The sequence below is a fragment of the Zestomonas carbonaria genome, from assembly GCF_904061905.1.
Lineage (GTDB): Bacteria > Pseudomonadota > Gammaproteobacteria > Pseudomonadales > Pseudomonadaceae > Aquipseudomonas > Aquipseudomonas carbonaria.
Genome location: NZ_CAJFCI010000052.1, coordinates 17800 through 31727, shown reverse-complemented (window position 1 = coordinate 31727; position 13928 = coordinate 17800). Strand labels below are relative to the sequence as shown.

14 protein-coding genes are annotated in these 13928 nt (G+C 65.0%); all 14 read right to left on the bottom strand.

The genetic code is table 11. The features are described from left to right. Positions 1–333: 333 nt before the first annotated feature. Entirely contained in the window at positions 334–930 is a 597-nt protein-coding gene (gene rnhB / locus PSEWESI4_RS12935) for a ribonuclease HII (protein ID WP_187671613.1), read from the bottom strand. After that, positions 930–2063, bottom strand: a complete 1134-nt coding sequence (gene lpxB, locus PSEWESI4_RS12930) for a lipid-A-disaccharide synthase (RefSeq protein ID WP_187671612.1) — start codon at positions 2061–2063, stop codon at positions 930–932. The genes rnhB and lpxB overlap by 1 nt, the downstream gene beginning before the upstream one ends. Positions 2064–2067: 4 nt before the next feature. Then, complete coding sequence (lpxA, locus tag PSEWESI4_RS12925; RefSeq protein ID WP_187671611.1) at positions 2068–2844, bottom strand: acyl-ACP--UDP-N-acetylglucosamine O-acyltransferase; 777 nt, start codon at positions 2842–2844, stop codon at positions 2068–2070. After that, positions 2841–3284 (bottom strand): 3-hydroxyacyl-ACP dehydratase FabZ, encoded by a 444-nt coding sequence (gene fabZ, locus PSEWESI4_RS12920; protein ID WP_187671610.1) that lies wholly within the window; start codon positions 3282–3284, stop codon positions 2841–2843. The genes lpxA and fabZ overlap by 4 nt, the downstream gene beginning before the upstream one ends. A 46-nt stretch (positions 3285–3330) precedes the next feature. Next, a complete protein-coding gene (gene lpxD, locus PSEWESI4_RS12915; RefSeq protein WP_408004309.1) occupies positions 3331–4392 on the bottom strand; it encodes a UDP-3-O-(3-hydroxymyristoyl)glucosamine N-acyltransferase in 1062 nt (353 codons plus the stop codon). Positions 4393–4394: 2 nt separating this feature from the next. After that, the gene (locus tag PSEWESI4_RS12910; RefSeq protein ID WP_187671609.1) at positions 4395–4898 is read right to left on the bottom strand and encodes an OmpH family outer membrane protein; all 504 of its coding nucleotides are present in this window, start codon (positions 4896–4898) and stop codon (positions 4395–4397) included. Between the two features lie 44 nt (positions 4899–4942). Next, positions 4943–7336, bottom strand: a complete 2394-nt coding sequence (gene bamA, locus PSEWESI4_RS12905) for an outer membrane protein assembly factor BamA (RefSeq protein WP_187671608.1) — start codon at positions 7334–7336, stop codon at positions 4943–4945. A gap of 73 nt (positions 7337–7409) precedes the next feature. Next, positions 7410–8762, bottom strand: coding sequence for a sigma E protease regulator RseP (gene rseP / locus PSEWESI4_RS12900; protein ID WP_187671607.1), 1353 nt, complete (start codon positions 8760–8762; stop codon positions 7410–7412). A 13-nt stretch (positions 8763–8775) separates the two neighbouring features. Continuing rightward, complete coding sequence (gene ispC / locus PSEWESI4_RS12895) at positions 8776–9963, bottom strand: 1-deoxy-D-xylulose-5-phosphate reductoisomerase (RefSeq protein WP_187671606.1); 1188 nt, start codon at positions 9961–9963, stop codon at positions 8776–8778. Then, the gene (locus PSEWESI4_RS12890) at positions 9960–10787 is read right to left on the bottom strand and encodes a phosphatidate cytidylyltransferase (RefSeq protein ID WP_187671605.1); all 828 of its coding nucleotides are present in this window, start codon (positions 10785–10787) and stop codon (positions 9960–9962) included. Before PSEWESI4_RS12890 ends, ispC begins: the two co-directional genes overlap by 4 nt. Further along, a complete protein-coding gene (gene uppS, locus PSEWESI4_RS12885; RefSeq protein WP_187671604.1) occupies positions 10781–11542 on the bottom strand; it encodes a polyprenyl diphosphate synthase in 762 nt (253 codons plus the stop codon). The genes PSEWESI4_RS12890 and uppS overlap by 7 nt, the downstream gene beginning before the upstream one ends. A 12-nt stretch (positions 11543–11554) precedes the next feature. Next, positions 11555–12112: a ribosome recycling factor gene (gene frr / locus PSEWESI4_RS12880; RefSeq protein ID WP_187671603.1), complete on the bottom strand. Its 558-nt coding sequence runs from the start codon at positions 12110–12112 to the stop codon at positions 11555–11557. After that, positions 12109–12852, bottom strand: coding sequence for a UMP kinase (gene pyrH, locus PSEWESI4_RS12875; RefSeq protein ID WP_187671602.1), 744 nt, complete (start codon positions 12850–12852; stop codon positions 12109–12111). Before pyrH ends, frr begins: the two co-directional genes overlap by 4 nt. 177 nt (positions 12853–13029) lie before the next feature. Then, positions 13030–13899, bottom strand: coding sequence for a translation elongation factor Ts (gene tsf / locus PSEWESI4_RS12870; protein WP_187671601.1), 870 nt, complete (start codon positions 13897–13899; stop codon positions 13030–13032). Positions 13900–13928 lie beyond the last annotated feature (29 nt).

Below are 13928 nucleotides of genomic sequence, written 5' to 3'. Positions count from 1 at the left end.
TGGAGGCTGGAGGCTGGAGGCTGGAGGCTGGAGGCTGGAGGCTGGACAGCGTTCTGGCCATGCACCTTCTGCGTCAAGCTTTTTCGCGGCCATGGAACTGGGCGTCCCCGCCGACCCCACGACGGAGTCCTATTGTAGGAGCGCGCCATGCGCGCGATCACCGGCAACGTCCAAAACATCGCCAGCAAGCTGGCTCCTACAAAAGCGGACGGGCCTGTTTCCAGCGAAGCACCCTGCTGGCACCAGGGTAAACGGTGCGCACGGCGGCACCCTACAAAAGCCGGATCGCTTTTTCGTCCAGCCTTCCAGCCTCCAGCGCTCTTGATCGGCTTTTCAGCTTTCGAGCAACGCCCGCACCGGTGCGAAGGAGCGCCGATGGATGGGAGTCGGTCCCAGGCGCTGCAGGGCCGCCAGGTGCTCGGCGGTGGGATAGCCCTTGTGCCCGGCGATCCCATAGCCCGGATACTGGAGGTCCAGTTCGCGCATCTCGCGATCGCGGCTGACCTTGGCGAGGATCGACGCCGCGGCGATCGCCGGCACGCGGCTGTCGCCCTTGACCACCGGCGCGCTGGGCACCGCCAGCTTGGGGCAGCGGTTACCATCGATCAGCGCCAGCTTCGGCGTGACGCTGAGCCCTTCCACCGCGCGCTGCATGGCCAGCATGGTGGCGTGGAGGATGTTCAGGCGATCGATCTCCTCCACCTCGGCACGGGCGATGCACCAGGCCAGGGCTTTCTCCCGGATCTCGTCGAACAGGTGGTCGCGGCGTGCCTCGCTGAGCTTCTTGGAGTCGTTGAGCCCGAGGATCGGCCGCTGCGGATCGAGGATCACCGCGGCGGTGACCACCGCGCCGCACAGCGGGCCACGGCCGACCTCGTCGACACCGGCGACCAGTTCCTCGACTAGGCTGAAATCCAGACCCAATTGCATCAGGCTACCCCGATCAGTTCGAGCACCGCGCCCGCCGCCGTACGTGAGGCGTCCTGGCGCAGGGTCCGGTGGATGGCATCGAAGCCTTCGGTCTGCACCACGCCGTCGTCCAGCAAGGGCAACAGGGTGCGGGCCAGCGCCTCCGGAGTCGCCTCGTCCTGGATCAGCTCCGGCACCAGCAGGCGCTGGGCGAGCAGGTTCGGCAGGGAGATGTACGGGCTCTTCACCAGGCGGCGGAGGATGCGATAGGTCAGCGGTGCCAGGCGGTAGGCCACCACCATCGGCCGCTTGTACAGCAGCGCCTCCAGGGTCGCCGTGCCGGAAGCGATCAGCACCGCGTCGCAAGCGGCCAGGGCGGTGTGCGAACGGCCGTCGAGCAGGGTCAGCGACAGATCGCGGCCGGCCAGCAGCGTTTCCACCTGGGTGCGCCGTTCCGGACTGGCGCAAGGCAGCAGGAAGCGGATGCCCGGCCGCGCCGCGCGCAGGCGCTCGGCCGCATCGAGGAACAGCGCACCGAGCCGCGCCACTTCGCCGCCCCGGCTGCCCGGCATCAGGGCGACCACCGGCACGTCCTGCGGCAGGTCCAGTTCGGCACGCGCCGCGTGGCGGTCGGCTTCCAGAGGAATGGTGTCCGCCAGCGAGTGGCCGACGAAACGCACCGGCACGCCGTGCTCGACGTAGAACTTCGCCTCGAAGGGAAACAGGGCCAGCATCAGGTCGCAGGCGTCGCGAATCTTCAGCACACGCTTCTGCCGCCAGGCCCATACCGAGGGGCTGACATAGTGCACGGTCCTGATCCCGGCGCGGCGCAGCCTGAGCTCGACGCCGAGGTTGAAATCCGGCGCGTCGATGCCGATGAACACGTCGGGTCTGGCGTCGATCAGCGTGCGCACCAGGCGCTTGCGGCGGGCCAGCAGCTCCGGCAGGCGGCCTAGAACCTCGACCAGGCCCATCACCGCCAGGCGCTCCATGGGGAAGTAGGGATTCAGCCCTTCGGCCTGCATCAGCGGGCCGCCGATGCCGATGAATTCGATATCGGCGTGCTGGCGCTTCAGTTCGCGCATCAGGCCGGCGCCGAGAATGTCGCCCGAAGCCTCGCCGGCCACCAGGGCGATTCGCAGTCTGCGTGTCATGGTGTCAGCGGGTAATGCCGCGGGAGGAGGCTCGGATGGAGTCGACGAACACTGCCACCTCGGGGAACTGCGCGGCAGGCTCGGCCAGTTCGGCGAGCGCCTTGTCGACAGTCAGGCCCTGGCGGTAGACCACCTTGTAGGCGCGGCGCAGCGCCTGGATGGCCTCTTCGCTGAAACCACGCCGGCGCATGCCCTCGAAGTTCATGCTGCGCGCCTCGGCCGGGTTGCCGAACACGGTGACGTAGGCCGGCACGTCCTTGCCGATGGCGGTGCCCATGCCGGAGAAGCTGTGCGCGCCGATGCGGCAGAACTGGTGAACCAGCGTGTAGCCGGAGAGGATCGCCCAGTCATCGACGTACACGTGGCCGGCCAGCGCGGTGTTGTTGACCAGGATGCAGTGGTTGCCGATCACGCTGTCGTGGCCGATGTGGGCATAGGCCATGATCAGGTTGTGGTCGCCCAGGGTCGTTTCCGAACGATCCTGGATGGTGCCACGGTGGATGGTGACCCCTTCGCGGATGGTGTTGTGGTCACCGATCACCAGCCGAGTCGGCTCGCCCTTGTACTTGAGGTCGGGCGTGTCCTCGCCCACCGAGGAAAACTGGAATATGCGGTTGTGCCTGCCAATCCGCGTCGGCCCCTTGATCACTACGTGCGGGCCGATGACCGAACCCTCGCCAATTTCCACATCGGCACCGATGATCGACCAGGGGCCGACTTCGACGTCATCCGCCAGCCTGGCCGACGGATCGATGATGGCGCGAGGGTCGATCAAACTCATAGTTTGCGTTCCGCACAGGTGATTTCAGCCGAGCAGACCTCCTTGCCATCGACACTGGCCCGGCATTCGAACTTCCAGATGCTGCGCTTGCTGCTGAGGAACCGGGCTTCGAGGATCAGTTGGTCGCCCGGCACCACCGGCTGGCGAAAACGCAGTTTGTCCGAACCGACGAAATAGTACAGGGTCCCGTCCGCCGGCTTCACGTCGAGCATCTTGAAGCCGAGGATGCCGGCGGCCTGGGCCATCGCCTCGATGATCAGCACGCCCGGCATGATCGGGTGCTCCGGGAAATGGCCGTTGAAGAAAGGCTCGTTGACGCTGACATTCTTGTACGCGCGAATGGTCTTGCCTTCCACGGCATCCAGTTCGACCACCCGGTCCACCAGCAGGAACGGGTAGCGATGCGGCAAGTATTCACGGATTTCGTTAATGTCCATCATATTCGGGGAAGCCTGTAGTCAAGAAAAAGACACGCGTCTGCGCGTGTCAGGCATCATCAGATGAAGCATTCCCGGCCGAGGTCACGGCTGCCAGGCGCTTTTCCAATTGTTGAAGGCGGCGCGCCATGTCGTCGAGCTGACGAATACGCGCCACGCTTTTCTTCCATTCCGCCGCCGGTTGCATGGCGGTGCCGGAGGAATAGGCCCCCGGCTCGGTGATCGAGCGGGTGACCATGGTCATGCCGGTGATGAACACCCCGTCGCAGATCTCAATGTGGCCAACCAGGCCAACGCCGCCGGCGAGCATGCAGTGCTTGCCGATCCTGGTGCTGCCGGAAATCCCGCAGCAGGCCGCCATCGCGGTGTGATCGCCGACCTGCACGTTGTGCGCGATCATGATCTGGTTGTCCAGCTTGACGCCGTTGCCGATCAGGGTGTCGGCCAGCGCACCACGGTCGATGGTGGTGTTGGCGCCGATCTCGACATCGTCTCCGATGGTCACTCCGCCGATCTGCGCGATCTTCTGCCAGACGCCCTTCTCGTTGGCGAAACCGAAGCCCTCGCCACCGATCACCGCACCGGACTGGATCACCACCCGCTTGCCGATCTTCACGTCGTGATAGAGGGTCACGCGTGGCGCCAGCCAGCCGCCCTCGCCGATCACGCTGCGCGCGCCGACGAAGCAGTGGGCGCCAACCGATACGCCGGCACCGATCAGCGCACCGCTCTCGATCACCGCATAGGCGCCGATGCTGGCGCTGGTGTCCACCTGGGCATCGGCGGCGACCAGCGCGGTCGGGTGCACCCCGGCCAGCGGCTGCGGCTTGCGGTCGAACAGGTGGGAGAGCTGTGCGTAGGCCAGGTAAGGATTGGCGATCAGCAACGCATCGCCGGCGTAGCCTTCGGCATCGGCCGGCGTCAGCAATACGGCGCCGGCACGGGTCTCGGCAAGGAACTTGCGATATTGCGGGTTGGCCAGGAAGCTCAATTGCCCGGGCCCGGCCTCGTGCAAGGTGGCCAGCCCGCTGATCGGCTTGTCCGCGGCGCCACGCAGGGTGGCGCCTAGACGCTCGGCCAACTGGCCAAGGGTAAACACGGGAGCCGTCATGATCAGCGCAGTTGGTTCATGCGCTCGATGACTTGGCGGGTGATGTCGAACTGCGGTTTGACATCGACGACCGCGCCGCGATCCAGAACCAGGTCATAGCCGCCTTTCTTGATCACTTCCTCTACTGCCTTGTCCAGGTTCGGCTTGAGCTTCTGCAGCATCTCGCGGTCGGCGACGGCCTTGGCTTCGTTCAGTTCCTTGGACTGGAACTGGAAGTCACGGGCCTTCTGCTTGAATTCGAGCTCCAGGCGCTCGCGCTCGGCCTGGGCGATTTTCTCGCCGTCCTTCACCAGGCGATCCTGGATGCGCTTGGCGTCGCCCTCCAGGGTCTTCAGCCTGTTCAGTTGCGGACCGAACTTCTTCTCGGCGTCCACCGCGTAGCGCTTGGCCGCGTCGGACTCGAGCAACGCCATCTGATAGTTGAGCACCGCGATCTTCATGTCAGCGAATGCCGGAGAGGCCGCGAACACAGCGGCCAACAGAACCAGTTGAGTCAACTTACGCACGATGCACTCCTGCGAACACTGTTGTCGTGATCAGACGATCACGGTTAGAAAGTCTGGCCGAGAGAGAACTGGAAGACCTGGGTATCGGCGTCGTCCGGCTTCTTGATCGGCATGCCCAGGCTGAAGCTCAACGGCCCCAGCGCGGTGATCCAGGTCAGGCCGACACCCACGGAGCTGGCCAGGTTGCTGAAGTCGATGTCGCAAGCCTGGTCCTTGCCGCGGCCGTTCGGCACACCATTCTTCTGCGCGCTGCTGCAATTGGTGTCGAACACGTTACCCACGTCCCAGAACAGTACGGTACGCAGTTGACGCTGATCCTTCACGAAGGGCAAGGGGAACAGGTACTCGACGCCCCCCTGGATCAGCACGTTGCCGCCGAACGGCAACGGGTCCTGATCAGGGTCGGCCAAGGTTCCCTGGTTGCCGGTCTCGGCCACGCCACGGCTCGGGGTACTGCGCGGGCCGAGGCTGCTGTCTTCGAAGCCGCGCACGGAGTTGAAGCCACCGGCGTAGTAGTGCTCGTAGAACGGCAGTTCGGCGGTCGAGCCGTAGCTGTCGCCGTAGCCGAGTTCGGTGTGGAAACGCAGCGCGGTGTTCTGGGTCAGCGGCGCGAAGATCTGGCCACGGTAGTCGAGCTTGTAGAACGACAGGTCGCTGCCGGGGATGGTGGTCTCCAGCACCAGGCTCTGCGAGTGACCACGGTTGGCCAGCACGCCACGGTTCAGGGTCGACTCGGACCAGCCCACCGACGCCTTGAAGTTCAGGTAGTTGTCGCCTTCCTTCTCGATGAAGTCGAAGATTTCATCGACGGTGTAGACGCCGGTGTTGATGTCGTCCTGCTGCGCGCTGAGGCCGAAGGTCAGGCGCGAGGTCTCGCTGATCGGATAGCCGATGTTCACGCCCAGGCCGTAGCTGTCCACCGAGTAGCTGGACACGTCGACGTCTAGGTCATCGTAGTCGGTGGAACGATAGAAGGCGTTCCAGCCCAGGCTCACGCCGTCGACGGTCCAGTAGGGGTCGACGAAGCCGAAGTTGTAGCGTTCCTGGTATTCGCTGCGGGTCAGGCCGATGCTGACCTTGTTGCCGGTACCGAGGAAGTTGTTCTGGCTGATCGAGCCGCCGAGGATCAGGCCGGCGTTCTGGGCGAAGCCGACGCTGGCGGTGATCGAGCCGGAGGGTTGCTCCTCGACCGAGTAGTTGACGTCGATCTGGTCGTCGGCGCCGGCCACCTGCGGGGTCTCGACGTTGACTTCCTTGAAGTAGCCCAGCCGCTCGAGGCGGGTCTTGGACTGGTCGATCAGGTAGGTGGAGGCCCAGCCGCCTTCCATCTGGCGCATCTCGCGGCGCAGCACCTCGTCCTCGGTCTTGGTGTTGCCACGGAAGTTGATGCGGTTGACGTAGGCGCGCTTGCCCGGGTCGACGAAGAAGGTGATCGACACGCTGTGGTCGTCGTCATGGGCTTCCGGCACGCCGTTGACGTTGGCGAAGGTGTAGCCCTCGTTACCCAGGCGGCGGGTGATCAGCTCGGAGGTGGTGGTCATCACCTTGCGCGAGAAGACCTGGCCCTGCTGCACCAGGAGCAGCTTGCGGACTTCTTCTTCCGGGACCTTGAGGTCGCCGGACAGCTTGACCTCGCGCACCGTGTACTTCTGCCCCTCGTCGATGTTGACGGTGACGTACACGTGCTTCTTGTCCGGGGTGATGGACACCTGGGTGGACGAGACGTCCATGTTGATGTAGCCGCGGTCGAGGTAGTAGGAGCGCAGCCGCTCCAGGTCGCCGGACAGCTTCTCGCGGGCGTACTTGTCGTCGTTCCTGAAGAACGACAGCCAGTTGGTGGTCTTCAGCTCGAACAGGTCGAGCAGGTCCTGCTCGGGGAAGACCGTGTTGCCCACCACGTTGATGTGCTGGATGGACGCCACGGTGCCTTCGTTGATGGTGATCTTCAGCGCCACGCGGTTGCGCGGCTGCGGCACCACGTCGGTCTCGATCTCCGCCGAATAGCGGCCCTGGGCCACGTACTGGCGCTGCAGCTCGTTACGGACGCCTTCGAGGGTGGCCCGCTGGAAGATCTCGCCTTCCGCCAGGCCGGACTGGTTCAGGCCCTTGAGCAGGTCTTCGGTGGAGATGGCCTTGTTGCCTTCGATCTCGATGCTCGAGATGGACGGACGCTCGACCACGCTGATGACCAGGACGCTGCCGTCACGGCCGAGCTGGATGTCCTGGAAGAAGCCGGTCTTGAACAGCGCGCGGGTCGCTTCGACCAGTTCGCGGTCGTCGACCTGGTCGCCGACATTGAGCGGCAGGGAGCCGAACACGCTGCCGGCGGAGACCCGCTGCAAACCGTTGACGCGGATGTCGGAGATGGTGAAGGACTCGGCGTGAACTTCGGCAATCATCAATGTGGCAAGCGCCACAGGTAGCAGCAGACGTTTCATGAAGTCCTTTTTATTCCAACTGGCGATAAAAAAATCTGCCGCCAAGGCAGCAGATTTGTCATTCGTTATGTCGTTACAGTCGGCTCAGATCGTTGACCAAGGCAAGCAACATCACCCCCACGACCAGACTGATGCCGATCTGCATCCCCCAAACCTGCACCCGTTCCGAAAGCGGGCGGCCCCGCGCCCATTCGATCAGGTAGAACAGCAGATGCCCCCCGTCCAACACGGGAATCGGCAAGAGGTTCAGAACCCCCAGGCTGATGCTCAGATAGGCGAGGAAATTCAGGAAATCCCCTACCCCGGACTGGGCTGAAGCGCCCGCCACTTTAGCAATGGTTATCGGCCCGCTCAAGTTTTTTACCGAGAGGTCGCCGAACAGCATTTTCTTCAGCGAATCAAGGGTCAGCACGCTCATCGCCCAGGTCCGGCGCAGGCTTTCGGCCACCGACTCCAGCGGTCCGAAGCTGACTTCACGGAGCATTTCCGGGGGCCATTCGGTGCCCTGGACGCCAGCGCCCAGATAGCCGCTACGCGCCTCACCCTCGCCGCGCACAGCCAGTTCCAGGCGCACTTCCCGCTCCTGGCCATCCCGCGAGAATCGCAGCGTTATCGCCTCGCCCGGCCGCTTGCGCACGATATCGACCAGTTGCTGCCAATCGTTCAGGACCTCGTCATCCAAGGCCAGCAGATGGTCGCCCACTTGCAGGCCGGCGGCCTTGGCCGGCCCGTCCGAAGCCAGTTGCGCGAGCACCGGCGGCACCCGGGGACGCCACGGGCGGATACCCAGCGACGAGATCGGGTCGGGATCGTCCACACCACGCAGCCAGTCATTCAGGCGCAGTTGATAGTCGCGCTCGACGCTGGAGCCGGACTCCTTCACCGCGACCGCGAGCGTGCCGCTTTCACCCAGGCGGCGGACCAGTTGCAGGTTGACCGCGGCCCAGCCGGAGGTTCGCTTGCCATCGACCGCGACGATCTCCTGGCCCGCCACCAGGCCGGCCTGCGCGGCCAGGCTATCGGCCTCGACAGCGCCGATGACCGGGCGCACCTGCTGGCTGCCAAGCATGGCCAGGATCCAGAAGAACAGGATCGCGAGCAGGAAGTTGGCGACCGGACCGGCGGCGACGATGGCGATACGCTGGCGCACCGACTTGCGGTTGAAGGCCTGGTCGAGCAGTTCGGCCGGCACCTCGCCCTCGCGCTCGTCGAGCATCTTCACGTAGCCGCCCAGGGGAATGGCGGCCACCACGAACTCGGTACCCTGGCGGTCGTGCCAACGCACCAGCGGCGTGCCGAAGCCCACGGAGAAGCGCAACACCTTGACGCCGCAACGGCGCGCCACCCAGAAATGGCCGAACTCGTGGAAAGTGACCAGCACACCCAGCGCCACCAGCAGGCCGAGAATCATGTACAGGGTGTTCATTACCGCCCTCCAGTTAGCGCCGCCGCTCCAGCCATTGGCCGGCCAGGGCCCGCGCGCGCGCATCGGCGCTCAGCACGCAGTCGAGGCTGCTCGCCTCGCCCGTCGCTTCGACATTCAATACGTGGTCGATGATACTCGCGATCTCCGGAAAGCGGACGCGCCGTTCGAGAAATGCCGCCACCGCCACTTCGTTGGCCGCATTGAGCATCGCCGGGGCGGTGCCACCCGCTTCGGCCGCCTGACGCGCCAGGTGCAGGCACGGGAAACGCTCTATGTCCGGCGCCTGGAAATCCAGGCGGGCCACGGCGAACAGGTCCAGGGGGGGCACGCCGGAATCGATCCGCTCCGGCCAGGCCAGGGCGTGGGCGATGGGCGTGCGCATGTCCGGGTTGCCCAGTTGCGCCAGCACCGAGCCGTCCACATAGTCGACCAGCGAATGGATCACGCTCTGCGGATGGATGAGCACTTCGACCTGTTCGGGCCGGGCATCGAACAGCCAGCAGGCCTCGATCAGCTCCAGGCCCTTGTTCATCATGCTCGCCGAATCCACCGAGATCTTGCGCCCCATGGACCAGTTGGGATGGGCGCAGGCCTGCTCCGGAGTCACCTGTTCCAGGGCCGCCAGCGGCGTCTCGCGGAACGGGCCACCGGACGCGGTGAGCAGGATGCGCCGCACCCCGGTCGCCGCCAGGCCACGGGCATAGTCCGCCGGCAGGCACTGGAAGATGGCGTTGTGCTCGCTGTCGATCGGCAGCAGCACGGCGCCGCTGGCATGTACCGCGCGCATGAACAGGGCGCCGGACATCACCAGCGCCTCCTTGTTGGCCAGCAGCACCTTCTTGCCCGCCTCGACTGCCGCCAGGGTCGGCTTGAGCCCGGCCGCGCCGACGATGGCCGCCATCACCGCATCCACCTCGGGAGCGGAGGCCACCTCGCACAGGCCGGCCTCACCGACCAGCACCTCGGTACCCAGGCCAGCCGCCTTCAGGCTTTCGCCCAGGTTGCGCGCCGAACGCTGGTCCGGCACCACCGCATAGCGCGGCCGATGGCGCAGGCAGAGCACTTTCAGCTCGGCCAGGCGGGAAAAGCCGCTCAGGGCGAAAACCTGGTAGCGCTCGGGGTGACGCGCCACTACATCGAGGGTGCTGAGGCCGATCGAACCGGTCGCCCCCAGCACGGTAATCCGTTGCGGCCCGCTCACAACGCCCCCCAGCCCGCGCCCCACAGCAGCACGGCGAATACCGGGATGGCGGCGGTCAGGCTGTCGATGCGATCGAGCACGCCGCCGTGGCCGGGCAGCAGGTTGCTGCTGTCCTTCACGCCGGACTGGCGCTTGAACATGCTTTCGGTCAGATCACCGACCACCGAGATCAGTACCACCGCGGCGGCGCCGATCAGCCCCCAGAGGAGATCGCCGGTCGTCCAGTCGCGATACAGGCCCACGCCGGCGACGATCAGCAGGCTGAGCAGCAACCCGCCGAACAGCCCTTCCCAGCTCTTGCCGGGACTGACCCGCGGCGCCAGCTTGCGGCGCCCGAAAGCCTTGCCGGAGAAGTAGGCGCCGATGTCCGCCGCCCACACCAGAACCATCACCGAGACGATCAGCCAGTTGGCCAGCGGCCATTCCTTGAACAGCACCAGCCCCTGCCAGGCGGGCAGCAGGATCAGCAGGCCGATCAGCAGCCTGGCCGGCGTGCCGGCCCAGTAGCGACTGGTCGCCGGATAGCCGATCACCAGGGCGATCGCCAGCAGCCACCAGAGCACCGCCAGCAGCAGGACGGCGCCAGCCAGCCAGGGCGCGCCACCGCGAGCCAGGTAGAGCAGCAGGATCAGCCCGGCCACCAGGGTGGCATAGGCCACGCGCCCGGCCTGCGCCTCGATGCCGGCCAGGCGCGCCCACTCCCAGGCGGCCAGGGTCACGACCAGCGCGATGAAGGTGGCAAAGGCCGCCCCATCGAGCAGGAAGAAACCACCCAGCGCGATCGGCAGAAGGATCAGTGCGGTAATAACGCGTTGTTTCAACATTGTTTACGGGCCTCGGCTTCCACCTGTTCGCTGGTCTTGCCGAAGCGTCGTTGCCGGGTCGCATAGTTGGCCAGCGCCTTGCGCATCGCCTCGTGCTTGAAGTCCGGCCAGAGCAGATCGGAGAAGTACAGCTCGGCATACGCCAGTTGCCAGAGCAGGAAGTTGCTGATGCGATGCTCGCCACCGGTACGGATGCACAGGTCCGGCAAAGGCAGGTCGCCAGTGACCAGTTGCGCTTGCAGCATTTCTGGGGAGATGTCCTCGGCCCGCAACCGCCCCTCGCCCACGTCCTGGGCAAGGCGACGCGCGGCCTGGGTGATGTCCCACTGGCCGCCGTAGTTCGCCGCGATCTGCAGGATGAAGCGCGAGTTCGCGGCGGTGGTGGCCTCGGCCTTGGCCATGGCCGCCTGCAGCTCCGGATGGAAGCGCGAGCGGTCGCCGATGATGCGCAGGCGAATGCCGTTGGCATCCAGGCGCCGCACCTCGCGACGCAAGGCGCTGAGGAACAGCTCCATCAGGGCGCTGACCTCGTCGGCCGGGCGCTGCCAGTTCTCGCTGGAAAAGGCGAACAGGGTCAGCACCTCGACCCCGGACTCGGCGCACACCTCGATGACCGCGCGCACCGCGTCGACACCCGCCTTGTGCCCGGCGGCGCCAGGCAGCAGGCGCTTCTTCGCCCAGCGGTTGTTGCCGTCCATGATGATGGCCACATGCCGCGGCGCATTGGCCGGCGCCGGCTTTTCCTTCCTGTCCATGATCACGGGTCGTCAGACGGCCATCAGATCAGCTTCTTTGGCTTCCAGCGCCTTGTCGATGTCAGCCACGAACTTGTCGGTGAGCTTCTGCACATCGTCCGCCGCGCGACGCTCTTCGTCCTCGCTGATTTCCTTTTCCTTGACCAGGTCCTTGAGCTGCGCCAGGGCATCGCGACGGATGTTGCGCACCGCCACGCGGGCGTTTTCCGCCTCGGCGCGCGCCTGCTTGGTGTAGCCCTTGCGGGTTTCCTCGGTCAGCGCCGGCATCGGTACGCGGATGGTGGTGCCGGCGGTAGCCGGGTTGAGACCCAGGTCGGAGGTCATGATGGCCTTCTCGACCGCCTGGATCATGCTCTTGTCGAACACGGTCAGCGCCAAGGTGCGGGAGTCCTCGGCGATCACGTTGGCGATCTGCCGCAGCGGGGTGTCGCTGCCGTAGTAGGACACCATGACACTGTCCAGGATGCTCGGGTGCGCACGGCCGGTACGGATCTTGGCGAAAGCGTGGTCCAGCGACTCCACGGACTTCTTCATGCGCTCCTGCGCGTCTTTCTTGATCTCGTTGATCATTGCTCATCCTCCTCGATCAGGGTTCCTTCAGCGCCACCCACCACCACGTTCAGCAGGGCGCCGGGCTTGTTCATGTTGAATACCCGCAGCGGCATGGCATGGTCGCGGCACAGGCAGATGGCGGTCAGGTCCATCACGCCCAGCTTGCGATCCAGCACCTCGTCATAGGTCAACCGTTCGAACTTCTCGGCATGCGGGTCCTTGAACGGATCGGCAGTGTAGACGCCGTCGACCTTGGTAGCCTTGAGCACCACGTCGGCATCGATCTCGATGGCCCGAAGGCAGGCGGCCGAATCGGTGGTGAAGAACGGGTTGCCGGTGCCGGCGGCGAAGATCACCACCTCGCCGGTCTTCAAGTGGCGCATCGCCTTGCGACGATCATAGTGGTCGGTGACGCCGACCATGGAGATCGCCGACATGACGATGGCGGGAATGTTCGAGCGCTCCAGGGCGTCGCGCATCGCCAGGGCGTTCATCACCGTGGCCAGCATGCCCATGTGGTCGCCGGTCACCCGGTCCATCCCAGCGGCGCTCAGGGCCGAACCGCGGAACAGGTTGCCACCGCCGATCACCAGGCCGACCTGCACGCCGATGCCAACCAGTTGGCCGACTTCCAGGGCCATGCGATCCAGCACCTTGGGGTCGATGCCGAAGTCTTCCGAGCCCATCAGGGCCTCGCCGCTTAGTTTGAGCAGAATGCGTTTATAGCGAGGTTGGCGACCACTCACCTGCTGGGCCATGCGTATCTCTCCTGCGGCGCTGTTGGAAACCGGAGCCATCGTGAACCCCGGACTCGTCGGACGCTATGACCGCGTCCGGAAACATTCATTGCATCGTGGGCAAGCAAAGTTCCCCACTTTGAAAAAGAGGCTGCGCGCATAAGCGGGCAGCCTCTTCGGGACGGCAGTATAAAGGTCTTACTGCTTGGAAGCGGCTACCTGAGCAGCAACCTCGGCAGCGAAGTCCACTTCGGCCTTCTGGATGCCTTCACCGACTTCGTAGCGAGTGAAGGAAACGATCTCGGCACCGGCCTGCTTGGCCAGTTCGCCGACCTTGACGTCGGGGTTCTTGACGAACGGCTGCTCGACCAGGCTGGCCTCGGCGAGGAACTTGCTGATACGGCCCTTGACCATGTTCTCGACGATGTTTTCCGGCTTGCCGGCGATCTTGTCGGCGTTCAGGGCCAGGAAGATTTCCTTTTCCTTGGCGACGGCTTCTTCGGAAACCTCGGCCGGGCTCAGGAACTGCGGGTTGCTGGCGGCGACATGCATGGCGATGTCCTTGGCCAGTTCCGGGCTGCCGCCCTTCAGGGCAACCAGCACGCCGATACGGTGGCCGTGCAGGTAGGCGCCGACCACATCACCTTCGACGCGGGTCAGACGGCGGATGTTGACGTTCTCGCCGCACTTGGCGACCAGGGCTTCGCGAGCGGATTCGCGGGAAGCGATCAGCGGAGCGGCGTCGGTCAGCTTCTGCTCGAAGGCTTCGCTCAGGCTCTCGGCCACGAAGGCCTTGAAGTCGTCCTGCAGGGCCAGGAAGTCGGTCTGCGAGTTGACTTCGATGATCACGGCGGCCTTGTTGTCATCGGCCACTTTCACGGCGATGGAACCTTCGGCGGCGATGTTGCCAGCCTTCTTGGCGGCCTTGATGGCGCCGGAAGCGCGCATGTCGTCGATGGCCTTCTCGATGTCACCATCGGCGGCGACCAGTGCCTTCTTGCACTCCATCATGCCTTGGCCGGTACGCTCGCGCAGTTCTTTAACCAGGGCTGCGGTAATTTCTGCCATGTTCAAAATCCTCTAGAAACGGTGTTAGA